At 68.7% G+C, this 12,103-nt stretch carries 10 protein-coding genes; 2 read left to right on the forward strand and 8 right to left on the reverse strand.

What is annotated here, in order from left to right; translation table 11 throughout:
* Positions 1-61: 61 nt before the first annotated feature.
* Together PFX91_RS22495 and PFX91_RS22500 are read left to right on the forward strand one after the other, a co-directional pair.
* Complete coding sequence (locus PFX91_RS22495) at positions 62-1,636, forward strand: BCCT family transporter (protein WP_285735044.1); 1,575 nt, start codon at positions 62-64, stop codon at positions 1,634-1,636.
* A 30-nt stretch (positions 1,637-1,666) separates the two neighbouring features.
* Positions 1,667-2,140 carry an Hsp20/alpha crystallin family protein gene (locus PFX91_RS22500; RefSeq protein ID WP_285735045.1) on the forward strand — a complete coding sequence of 158 codons (474 nt, stop codon included), beginning with the start codon at positions 1,667-1,669 and terminating at the stop codon, positions 2,138-2,140.
* Positions 2,141-2,281: 141 nt separating this feature from the next.
* Here the strand turns inward: PFX91_RS22500 and PFX91_RS22505 are convergent, their stop codons facing one another.
* From PFX91_RS22505 to infB, 8 genes are all read right to left on the reverse strand, one after another.
* A complete protein-coding gene (locus PFX91_RS22505; protein ID WP_285735047.1) occupies positions 2,282-3,616 on the reverse strand; it encodes a M16 family metallopeptidase in 1,335 nt (444 codons plus the stop codon).
* A gap of 118 nt (positions 3,617-3,734) precedes the next feature.
* Positions 3,735-6,032: a polyribonucleotide nucleotidyltransferase gene (locus PFX91_RS22510; RefSeq protein ID WP_285735063.1), complete on the reverse strand. Its 2,298-nt coding sequence runs from the start codon at positions 6,030-6,032 to the stop codon at positions 3,735-3,737.
* Between the two features lie 436 nt (positions 6,033-6,468).
* Positions 6,469-6,738 carry a 30S ribosomal protein S15 gene (gene rpsO, locus PFX91_RS22515; protein WP_285735049.1) on the reverse strand — a complete coding sequence of 90 codons (270 nt, stop codon included), beginning with the start codon at positions 6,736-6,738 and terminating at the stop codon, positions 6,469-6,471.
* Positions 6,739-7,003: 265 nt separating this feature from the next.
* Positions 7,004-7,948, reverse strand: coding sequence for a bifunctional riboflavin kinase/FAD synthetase (locus tag PFX91_RS22520; protein WP_285735051.1), 945 nt, complete (start codon positions 7,946-7,948; stop codon positions 7,004-7,006).
* A 343-nt stretch (positions 7,949-8,291) separates the two neighbouring features.
* Entirely contained in the window at positions 8,292-9,179 is an 888-nt protein-coding gene (truB, locus tag PFX91_RS22525) for a tRNA pseudouridine(55) synthase TruB (protein WP_285735052.1), read from the reverse strand.
* 50 nt (positions 9,180-9,229) lie between these two features.
* Positions 9,230-9,670 (reverse strand): 30S ribosome-binding factor RbfA, encoded by a 441-nt coding sequence (gene rbfA, locus PFX91_RS22530; RefSeq protein WP_285735054.1) that lies wholly within the window; start codon positions 9,668-9,670, stop codon positions 9,230-9,232.
* Positions 9,671-9,672: 2 nt separating this feature from the next.
* Entirely contained in the window at positions 9,673-9,969 is a 297-nt protein-coding gene (locus PFX91_RS22535) for a DUF503 domain-containing protein (RefSeq protein ID WP_285735056.1), read from the reverse strand.
* 102 nt (positions 9,970-10,071) lie between these two features.
* On the reverse strand, positions 10,072-12,103 hold a 2,032-nt coding region (gene infB, locus PFX91_RS22540; RefSeq protein WP_285735057.1), incomplete at its 5' end, for a translation initiation factor IF-2.

Raw genomic sequence — 12,103 nt, forward strand, 5'->3', positions numbered from 1 at the left:
GGAAGGAGCCACCATCTCGCCCTCGTCCCTACGCGAGTACGTTCGCGAACACACCAACCCTATGGTCTTCGGGGTCTCCGCGCTCGTGATCATCGCCTTCGTCACCATCGGCATCGTCGCCACCGATGCGATGCTGGACGCGGCCACGGCCACCCGGGACTGGATCGGTGAGAAACTGGGATGGATCTACGTCCTGGCCACCGCCTTCTTCCTCGTGCTGGCGATCTTCCTCATGTTCAGCCGGTTCGGAAAGATCCGCCTGGGCCCCGACGACTCGCGCCCCGAGTTCGGGACACTGCCCTGGTTCGCCATGCTCTTCACCACGGGTATGGGCATCGGCCTGGTGTTCTGGGGCGTCTCCGAACCCATCCACCACCTGAACGCCCCCCGCTCGGCGGACCTGACCGTCCCCGAGGGCGCCCCGTTCCCACCGGGGGCCGCGAGCGAGGCCCTGGCCCTGAGCTACTTCCACTGGGGCCTGCATCCCTGGGCCATCTACATCGCACTCGGTCTGTCCCTGGGCTACTTCGCCTTCCGCAAGGGTCTGCCCCTGCGCCCCGCCTCCGCCCTCCACCCGCTCATCGGCGACCGTGCCTTCGGATGGCCCGGCAACATCGTGGACATCCTGGCCGTGTTCGGCACCATCTTCGGCCTGGCCACCTCACTGGGCCTGGGCACGCTGCAGATCAACGGCGGGCTCAACCACGTCTTCGGCATCCCGAACAACGCCACCGTGCAGTCGATCCTCATCATCGCGATCACCGCGGTCGCGCTCCTCAGCGTGGTCGCGGGCATCGACAAGGGCATCCGCCGACTGTCCGTCATCAACCTGTGGTTGGCGTTCCTGCTATTGGTCGTCGTCTTCGCACTGGGCCCCAAGCTCTGGATCATCAGCATGATGACCACGAGCGCGGGCGAGTACCTGAGCAACCTCGTCTCGTGGAGTCTGGCCTTTCCCAGTCCGCGCGTGGACCCCCAGGCCTTCGAGTGGACCACCACGTGGAGCATCTTCTACTGGGGATGGTGGATCTCCTGGGCGCCGTTCGTCGGCATCTTCCTGGCCCGTATCTCCTACGGGCGCACCATCCGCGAGTTCGTGGTCGGAGCCCTGTTCGCCCCGGTCGTGGTGTCCATCCTGTGGTTCGGCGTGTTCGGCGGCTCCGGACTGTACTACGAGATGTTCGGCGGCGCCGACCTGAACTCCCTGGGTGAGGAGGACCGTTCCTTCCGCCTTCTGGAACTGCTCCCCGTGGGACCCGTGTTCGGGGGCGTCATCGCCGTCCTGCTGATCATCGTGGTGGCCGTCTTCTTCGTCACCTCCTCCGACTCCGGTTCCCTGGTGGTGGACATGCTCGCCAGCGGGGGCAGCATCAAGCAATTCAAGCTCCCCCGTGCCTTCTGGGCTGCCAGCGAGGGTGCCGTCACCCTGATCCTGCTGGTGCTGGGCGGCGCGAACGCGCTGGCGGCGCTACAGGCCGCGTCCGTGGTCACGGGCCTGCCCTTCGCCATCATCCTGTTGTTCATGGTGTGGGGTCTGGGCAAGGCCCTGGCGAGCGAACCCCGACCAGGGGGACCGAAGGAGAAACGCGCGGAGGACCGCCGACCGCCCACCCGTCCGGGGAGGACCCGCGGGTAGTTCCGGAGCACACGACGAAAGGAGGCGGCCGTGACACCGAAGAGGTTCAACAACCCCTTCTACGGTGTGGTGGACATGATCACGGAGATGAACCGCATCTCCGACAGCATGACGACGATGGAGGCCGGAAACGCCGGGGAACGCGAACGCGGTTACGCCGACGCCTGGAGTCCCCCCACCGACATCCTCGCCAGAGGGAACGACCTGGTCATTCGCTGCGAGATAGCCGGAGTGAGGGAGCAGGACGTGGCCGTCCTCCTCAACCAGGGCACCCTCACCATCAGCGGGGAACGCCACCGTGACGAGGAGGACGTCGTCTACTACTCCTCCGAACGGTTCATGGGCAGGTTCCGTCGGGAGATCAGTCTTCCCGAGGGAGTGGACGAAGAAGACATCGAGGCCGACTACGACGAGGGTCTGCTGACGGTCGTGGTACGCGGCGCCGCCAACACCCGAGGGCCCAAGCGCATCCCCCTGCGGAGGAGGCCCCCGAAGAAGTCGTAGGAGCCTTCCCGCGGAACAGCGACCACCGTCCTCGGCGCGGGGTCCCGCCGGAGCGCTCCGGCGGGACCCCGCCCGTGTGACGGGACTCGCCTGAGGTGTCCCGCGCACCACGGAGGGCGCTCCGGGCGGCTGGAGCGGACCTCAAAAGACCTGGTCGGCCTCATAGGGACCGATCACGGCCAGCGCGCGCGGCCGGGCCATCAGATCGGCGGCCACCTGAGCCAGGTCGTCGACGGTCACCGCGTCCAGCCTCGCCAGTTCCTCGTCGACCGAGAAGTGACGCGTGTAGTTCAGCTCGTGAGAGAGCAACCGCCCCATCCTCGCGTTGGTGCCCTCGGTGCCCAGCACCATCGCTCCCTGGATCTGGCCCTTGGCCCGGCGCAGCTCCTCGTCGGTGATCCCCGACTCGGCCACCTTCGCCAGTTCCTCACGACACACGCCGATGACCTCGTCGGCCTTCTCCGGCAGGCAGCCCGCGTAGATCTGGAACGTACCGATGTCGGAGTAGGCGATGTGGTAGGCGTGTACGGCGTAGGCCAGGCCTCTCTTCTCCCGTACCTCCTGGAACAGCCTGGACGACATCCCTCCGCCCAGGGCGGCGCTGAGCAGCCGCGACGCCTGCCAACGCGGGTCGGTGCGGACCATCCCTTCCGAGCCGAGGATGATGTGCGCCTGTTCGGTCTCACGCGACTCCACCACGGTCCCCCCGTAGGTGGCCACCGAAGGTCCTCCGATACGGGGCCGCCTCGGGCGGGCGTCACCGGCGGCGGCCAACTGCTCCGCGAAGACCTTCCGCACCTCCTCCACCAGGAGGTCGTGGTCCAGACTTCCCGCGGCGGTCACGATCAGCTCCCCCGGCACGTACGCGTCCCGGTACTGCTCGACGATCCGCTCACGCGGCAGCGCCCGAATGGTGTCGTTGGTACCCAGAATGGGACGGCCCAGGGGCGAGTCCCCGAAGAAGTGCGCCGCGAAGACGTCGTCCACCAGGTCGGCGGGCTCGTCCTCGTACATGGCGATCTCCTCCAGGATCACGCCCCGTTCGGTCTCCACCTCGTTCTCGTCGAGCACCGAGTTGGCCACCATGTCGCCGACCACGTCGACGGCCAGCGGCAGGTCCCGGTCGAGCACCTTGGCGTAGTAGCAGGTGTGCTCCTTGGTGGTGTAGGCGTTGTGGTCGGCGCCCACACTGTCCAGCAGGGCGGCGATCTCCAGAGCCGAGCGGGTCGTGGTCCCCTTGAACAACAGGTGTTCCAGGAAGTGAGCCGATCCCGCGTGCGCGGAGTCCTCGTCTCGCGAACCCGTGGCGGCGGAGATGCCGAACGCGGCGGAGCGCACGCCCGGGACGGTCTCGGTGACCACGCGCAGCCCTCCGGGCAGCACCGTCCGGCGCACCAGACCGGAGCCGCCCTGCGGCTCCAACAGCGTCACGGTCGTGCCCGGTTCCTGCTCGGCTGCGATGGGGACAGAGCTCATGAATCCTTCTTCTTCGTCGTGACATCAGTGGCCGGCCCACCAAAGGTCCGGCCGAGAATACGCCGTGGGGGCGGTCGCACCGTCACGGTGCGACCGCCCCCACGGACGCGGGTCAGGATCAGGTGTTCTCCGAACGCGCCGAGCTGCGGCGGCGGCGACGGCGCGGAGCGTCTCCGTTCCGCTCGGGCTTGTCGGCGTCCTCGGCCTCTCCCTCGGAGCGCTCGCTGTTCTCGGCCGCGGCGGCCTCGGCCTCCACGACCTCGACCGGGACCAGTGAGAGCTTGCCACGGTCGTCGATCTCACGGATCTCGACCTGGATCTTCTCACCGATGCTGACCACGTCGTCGAGGTTCTCGATCCGGTTGCCACCGTGCAGCTTGCGGATCTGCGAGATGTGCAGCAGGCCGTCCTTGCCGGGCAGCAGCGACACGAAAGCACCGAACGTGGTGGTCTTGACGACCGTGCCCAGGTAACGGTCTCCGACCTCGGGCATCGTCGGGTTCGCGATCTGGTTGATCGTGTCCCGCGCGGCCTCGGCCGAGGGACCGTCGGTGGCACCGATGTAGATGGTGCCGTCGTCCTCGATCGTGATCTCGGCGCCGGTGTCGTCCTGGATCGAGTTGATCATCTTGCCCTTGGGGCCGATGACCTCGCCGATCTTGTCCACCGGGACCTTGACGGTGAGGATGCGCGGAGCGTTCGGGCTCATCTCGGCCGGACGCTCGATGGCCTCCTGCATGACGTCGAGGATGGCCAGGCGCGCGCCACGGGCCTGCTGCAACGCCAGCGCCAACTGCTCGGCGGGGATGCCGTCGAGTTTGGTGTCCAGCTGTAGGGCCGTGATGAGCTCACGGGTACCGGCCACCTTGAAGTCCATGTCGCCGAAGGCGTCCTCGGCCCCGAGGATGTCGGTCAGCGTGACGTACTCGTCGCCTTCGCTGATCAGGCCCATGGCGATGCCCGACACCATCTCCTTGAGGGGCACGCCCGCCGCCATCAGCGACATGGTGGCGGCGCAGACCGAACCCATCGAGGTGGAGCCGTTGGAACCCAGCGCCTCCGACACCTGACGGATGGCGTAGGGGAACTCCTCCCGGGAGGGCAGCACCGGCAGCAGGGCGCGCTCGGCGAGGGCGCCGTGCCCGATCTCGCGCCGCTTGGGCGAGCCCACCCGACCTGTCTCCCCGGTGGAGTAGGGCGGGAAGTTGTAGTGGTGCATGTAGCGCTTGGTGTTCTCCGGGTTGAGCGTGTCGACCATCTGCTCCATGCGCAGCATGTTGAGCGTGGTGACCCCCATGATCTGGGTCTCGCCGCGCTCGAAGAGGGCCGAGCCGTGCACCCGCGGCAGGACGCCCACCTCCGCACCCAACTGGCGGATGTCCTTGGGGCCGCGACCGTCGATGCGGACCTTGTCGCGCAGCACGCGCTCGCGCATGAGCTGCTTGGTCAGGGAGCGGAAGGCCGCGCCGACCTCCTTCTCACGCCCCTCGAACTCCTCCAGCAGCCCCTCGCCCACCGCGGTCTTGAGGCGGTCCAGCTCGGTCTCGCGCTCCTGCTTGTCGGCGATGGTGAGCGCCTTGGACAGGTCCTCGCGGACGGCCCGCTCCACCGCGGCGTACACGTCGTCCTCGTAGTCGAGGAAGATCGGGTACTCACCCGGTTCCCGGCTGCCCTGCTCGGCCACGGCCTCCTGGGCCCGGCACAGGACCTTGATGAAGGGCTTGGCGGCCTCCAGGCCCTCGGTGACGGTCTGTTCGTTGGGGCCCACGGCGCCCTCGGCCACCAACTTGAGGGTGTGGACCGTGGACTCGGCCTCCACCATCATGATGGCGACGTCGCCGTCCTCCAGGACGCGACCGGCCACCACCATGTCGAAGGTGGCCCTCTCCAGCTCGCCGTGGGTGGGGAAGCCCACCCACTGGCCGTCGATGAGGGCGACGCGCACGCCGCCGATCGGGCCGGAGAAGGGCAGCCCGGCGATCTGGGTGGACATCGAGGCCGCGTTGATGGCGACGACGTCGTACAGGTGCTCGGGGTGCAGGGCCAGGATCGTCTCGACGATCTGGATCTCGTTGCGCAGACCCTTCCGGAACGACGGGCGCAGCGGCCGGTCGATCAGACGGCAGGTGAGGATGGCGTCCTCGGAGGGACGACCCTCACGGCGGAAGAAGGAGCCGGGGATGCGGCCCGCGGCGTACATGCGTTCCTCAACGTCGACCGTCAACGGGAAGAAGTCGAGATTGTCCTTGGGCCGCTTCGAGGCCGTGGTCGCCGACAGCACGACGGTCTCGTCGTCCAGGTAGACCGTGGCCGAACCCGCGGCCTGGCGGGCCAGTCGACCGGTCTCGAAGCGGATGGTCCGGGTGCCGAAGGAGCCGTTGTCGATGACGGCTTCGGCCGAGTACACGCCCTCCATGGGCGACCTCCTACTACTACACGTGTTCGCGTTCGTCACGCCCGGCACGGTGTGGCCTGGCGCTTTGGGTGTTCTTCTTCCCGCGTCCGTGCCCTGGAGTTGATGACGGCCGGTCATCGATCGAAGCCCACGGCATGCCCTGGAGGGGATGTCCGGGGACCACTACCGAGGACCGGCCCCGACTCTGCGGCGGAGGGAGGAACGCGGATGGTTCTTCTGTGGAATTAGGGGTGAGCGGTGGTGAGACCACCGTCGTGTCACACCTTACTAACAAAGCGGGAGCGGCCGAAGCCACTCCCGCGGGTTCGGGGCGCATCGGGTTCCCACGGGACCGTTCCGCCGTCGGCGGAGAGAGGAGCAGGCGTGGGAGAGGACGAGGAGTCCGGTGTCATGCGCCCCGAACGGCGCGAGACGGGAGCGGGCGCCGAGAAGACCGCTAGCGGCGCAGGCCCAGACGCTCGATCAGCGCGCGGTAACGGGTGATGTCCTGCTTGGCGATGTACTTGAGCAGCCGACGACGACGACCGACCATCAGGAGCAGGCCGCGACGGCTGTGGTGGTCGTGCTTGTGGTCCTTGAGGTGCTCGGTCAGCTCGGTGATGCGGTGCGTCAGCAGCGCGACCTGGACCTCGGGGGAGCCGGTGTCGCCTTCCTTGGTGGCGTACTCGGCGATGATCTTCTCTTTGGTGGCGGTGTCGATCGACACGTCGCTCCTTCTCTGGAAAGTCGGTACGCGGGACTGGTCCGGTGCGTGACCGGGGTCGGACGCGGTGACCGCGCGTACGAACAGTCACCGTCGCGTGTGTGCTTCGCGGCCCGACGCCGACGGCGTGGGTGCACCGCGTTCACCGAGCGGTGCGGAGCGCCGGAAGGCCTCGACCGCAGGGCACACGTAGACACCGTCCACCCTACAGCACGGCGCGGGACGCCGGGCCCGGAGCGGCCGGGGCCCTCCGGGCGCCGTGCGCCCGTCAGAGGTGCAGGATCTCCCGGCAACGCCGTACGTCACGATGCATGGCGGCGATCAGCTCGTCCACGCTCTCGAACCGCTCCTGTCCCCGGATCCGCTCGGTGAAGTCCACCGACATGCGCAGACCGTACAGGTCCAGGTCGTCACGATCCAGTGCGTAGGCTTCCACCGTGCGCTCCACCCCGTCGAACGTGGGGTTGGTGCCCACGGAGACGGCCGCGGGCCAGCCGGACTCCTCGCCGTCGACCGGATCGCACCGGTTCAGCCGACCCGCGTAGACGCCGTCACCGGGGACGGCGGTGGCGGGAGGCAGGTCCATGTTGGCGGTGGGGAAGCCCAGGAGTTCCCGGCCGCGTGCGGCCCCGTTCACGATCTCGCCCTCGACCCGGTGCGGGCGGCCGAGCAGGTGCGCGGCCCGGTCCACGGCGCCCTCCGTGAGCAGTCCGCGCACGCGGGTGGAGGTGACGGTGTCGCCGTCGGTGAGCAGGGCGACGCCGTCGGCGGTGAAGCCGTGCTCGGCGCCCAGTGCGGTGAGGGCGGCGACGTCGCCGGACGCGCGGTGTCCGAAGCGGAAGTCCTCCCCCACGACCACGGCCGCGCACCGCAGACGGTCGACCAGGACGTGCCGGACGAACTCCTCGGGGGTGAGGCGGGACAGGTCCTCGGTGAACGGCAGGACGCACACGGCGTCGGCTCCGTGTTCGCCCAACAGTTCCACACGTCGTTCCATGGGGGTGAGCACCGGTGGGGTGGTGCCGCGCAGCACCGTTTCGGGATGGGGGTCGAAGGTCACCACGACGACGGGGGCCCCGAGTTCACGACCGCGTCCGACCGCGGTCTCCAGGATGGCCTGGTGGCCTCGATGCACTCCGTCGAAGACGCCGAGCACCACCACGGAACGCCCCCAGTCCGAGGGAACGTCCTCCCATCCGTTCCATCGCCGCACGTCCGGTTCCCCTGTTCGTCGTTCGTCGCCCGTCTGGTCCGCGCGGCCCCGCCGCGCTCGGCGCGTCCGGGGTCCGCCAGGTTCAAGGGTGCCACGCCCGCCGCCTCCTCCGGAAACGCGGGACGTGTGAGAGTTCCCCGGCGCGCACCCGTCTCCGCTCGACGCCGAGGGCGGTCGACGCCCGTGCGCGCGGTGATCCCCGTCTCCTGCGACGACGGACACGGGCACGGCCCCCTGGTCCCGGTGTGGCCGGCCCCGGTACCCCGGGGCCGCTTCCGGAATGGAAGGGTACGGGCAGACTCGGGACGTGCCTTCGGCGTTCGGCGGATGGGGCCGCGGAAGGTCAGGCCGGCTCGAAGACCACCACGGGTCTGGTGTGGTCGCGACGGTCCTCGCCCAACGCCACGACACGACCGTCCGGCGCGAACAGACCCACCGGTCCACCCGCGGAGCCGCCCGGCTCGATCCGGTTCCCGTGCTGGATCCGACGCGTCTCCTGCTCGGTCAGTACGCGTCGAGGGAAGGCCGCGGCGACGGCCTCGGCCAGGGGGACCTGGGTGAACTCCTCGGCCAACTGGTCGAGCGTGCGCGCCCGGGACAGGTCGTAGGGGCCCACTCTGGTGCGCCGCAGCGCGGTCAGGTGCCCTCCCACCCCCAGGTCGGTGCCCATGTCCCGGGCCAGGGAGCGGATGTAGGTGCCGCTGGAGCAGGTGATGACGGCGTCCACGTCCACGAACTCCCCGTCGTCGTCGGACACACGACGGACGTCGGTGACCTCGAACTCCGAGACGGTCACCTCGCGAGGTTCGAGAGCCACCTTCTTGCCCTCACGCGCCGACTTGTAGGCGCGCCTGCCCTCCACCTTGATCGCACTGACCTGAGGCGGGACCTGTCGGATCCGCCCGGTCAGCTTCTCGACGGCCACGCCTACGGCCTCCTCCGACACGCCGGAGGCGTCCCTGCGGACACCGGGTTCGCCCTCGGCGTCGTCGGTGTCGGTCGTCAGACCCAACCGGATGGTGGCCTCGTAGGTCTTGTCGGTCAGAGTCAGGTGACCGAGCAGCTTGGTGCCCTTCTCGATGCCCAGCACCAGGACTCCGGTGGCCATCGGGTCCAGTGTGCCCGCGTGGCCCACCCTCCGGGTGCGCGCCAGTCCGCGCGTTCTGGCGACCACGTCGTGCGAGGTCCAGTCGGCGGGTTTGTCGACGACCACGACGCCGCTCTCGGCCATGGGGCTCCTCGATGCCGGGGCGGCGGCGCGGCGCGCCGCCGCCGGAGATGTCACTCGTCCTCGTCCTCGCGCTCCCGAGGGGCGCGGTAGGGGTCGGGCTCGCCCGCGGGCCGGGCTCCGCTGGCCCGTTCGGCCAGCTCCTCGTCGGACCGGCGTGCCTTGAGCAGCAGTTCCTCGATGTGTTGGGCGTTCTCCTGCACCTCGTCGATGACGAAGGTGAGGGTCGGGGTGTGCCGGATTCCGGTCTGGCGTCCGACCTCGCTGCGGATGAGGCCCTTGGCGCTTTCCAGGGCGGCGGCGGAGGCCGCCTTCTCCTCCTCTTCGCCGAACACCGTGTAGTACACCGTGGCGTCCCGCAGATCGGCGGTGATGCGCGCGTCGGTGACGGTGACGAATCCCAGACGGGGATCCTTGATCCGCCGGTCCAGCATCTCGGCGACGATGCGCTGGATGCGGTCGGCGATCTTGCGCGCGCGTGCGGCGTCAACCATCGTCAGTCTTCCTCTTCGTTGAAGAGCCGCTGCCTGGCGGAGAGCAGCTCCAGTTCGGGACGGCCCGCCACGAAGCGTTCACAGACGTCCATCAGCTCCCGGGCGTGCGCCGCCGTCGGTGCCGCCACCGCGATACCGATCTCCGCTCTGCGGTACAGGTCCTGGTTCCCCGTCTCGGAGACCGAGACCGAGAACTTGCGGCGCAGCTCGGCGATGACCGGACGCACCAGCGAACGCTTCTGTTTCAGCGAGTGGACGTCCCCGAGGAGGACGTCCAGGGTCAGCGCCCCAACGTACAAGTGATCACCCGTGGTGTGTGGAGTCGTGGTCGGACCTTGGCGGTGTCAGGCACGGGGCCCCGGCCGTGTGGCCGGGGCCCCGTGTAGCGGGCTCCGCGGATATCAGTCGCGGGGCTTCTCCTGTAGCTCGTAGGTCTCGATGACGTCCTCGACGCGCAGGTCGTTGTAACCGATTCCGATACCGCACTCGAAGCCCTCGCGGACCTCGGTCGCGTCGTCCTTGAAGCGGCGCAGCGACTCCACGGTGAGGTTGTCGGAGATGACGACCCCGTCGCGGATGAGCCTTGCCTTACTGTTACGGCGGATCAGGCCGTTGCGGACGATCGAACCGGCGACGTTGCCGATCCGCGGGACCTTGAAGACCTCGCGGATCTCGGCACTGCCGAGCTGGACCTCCTCGTAGACCGGCTTGAGCAGGCCCTTGACCGCGGCCTCGACCTCGTCGATGGCCTGGTAGATCACCGAGTAGTACCGGATGTCGACGCCCATGCGGTCGGCCAGCTCGCTGTTCTTGCCCTCGGGCCGAACGTTGAAGCCGATGATGATCGCACCGGCGGACGCCGCCAGGTTGATGTCGTTCTGCGTGATCGCACCGACACCACGACCGATGACCCGGATGTCCACCTCGTCGCCACCTGCGTCGATCTTGAGCAGGGACTCCTCCAGTGCCTCCACGGAACCGGACATGTCGCCCTTGATGAGCAGGAGCAACTCGGAGCGCTCCCCCGCCTTGAGGGCGTCCTGCCAGGTCTCCATGGTGACGCGGCGGGTCGAACGCGCCTGCTGGGCGAAGCGCTCGCGCGCCTCGCGCTGCTGCGCGATCTGCCGTGCCACCCGGTCGTCCTTGACGACCAGGAAGTTGTCGCCGGCGCTGGGCACGTTGGTCAGACCCAACACCTGCACCGGACGGGAGGGCTCGGCGCTCTCCACGTTCCTGCCGTGCTCGTCGAGCATGGCGCGGACACGTCCGTAGGCGTCACCGCAGACGATCGAGTCACCGACGTTGAGCGTGCCCCGCTGGACCAGCACCGTGGCCATGGAACCGCGTCCACGGTCCAGGTAGGCCTCGATGGCCAGGCCCTGTGCGTCCATCTCCGGGTTGGCCTTGAGGTCCAGGGCCGCGTCGGAGGTCAGCACGATCGACTCCAGCAGGGAGTCGATGTTGGTGCCGTGGAGCGCGGAGATGTCCACGAACTGGACGTCACCGCCGTACTCCTCGGCCACCAGGCCGTACTCGGTGAGCTGGGCCCTGACCCTCTGCGGGTCGGCGCCGTCCACGTCGATCTTGTTGACCGCGACCACGATCGGCACCTCGGCCGCCTTGGCGTGGTCGATGGCCTCCGCCGTCTGCGGCTTGACGCCGTCGTCGGCGGCCACGACCAGCACCGCGATGTCGGTGACCTTCGCACCACGGGCACGCATGGCGGTGAACGCCTCGTGACCGGGGGTGTCGATGAAGGTGATCCTGCGCTCTTCGTCGTCCACCTCGGTGGAGACCTGGTAGGCACCGATGTGCTGGGTGATACCGCCGGCCTCGCCACTGCTGACGTTGCTCTTGCGGATGGTGTCCAGCAGACGGGTCTTACCGTGGTCGACGTGACCCATGACGGTGACCACCGGCGGACGCGGACGCAGGTCCACGTCCGTGCCCTCGTCCTCACCGAAGTCGATGGAGAACGACTCCAGCAGTTCGCGGTCCTCGTCCTCGGGACTGACGACCTCGACCTTGTACTTGAGCTCCTCGCCCAGCAGGACCAGGGTCTCGTCGGGAAGGGACTGCGTCGCGGTGACCATCTCGCCCAGGTGCATCATCACCTGGACCAGCGACGCCGGGTTGACGTCGATCTTGTCACCGAAGTCCGACAGCGAGGCGCCACGGGACAGACGGATGGTCTGGTCGTTGCCGCTCGGGATCTTGACGCCGCCGAAGGACGGTGCCTGGAGATCGTTGAACTCTTGACGCCGCTGCTTCTTGGACTTGCGGGCACGACCGGGACGGCCACCGGGACGGCCGAACGCACCGGCGGTACCGCCGCCGCGACCACCACGACCACCGCCGCCGGGGCGGCCTCCGAAGCCACCCGGACGCGGACCGCCGCCACCGGGACGCGGACCCGCGCCGGCGGGCGCGCAA

The organism is Nocardiopsis sp. ATB16-24 (assembly GCF_030271535.1).
Taxonomy (GTDB): Bacteria; Actinomycetota; Actinomycetes; order Streptosporangiales; family Streptosporangiaceae; genus Nocardiopsis.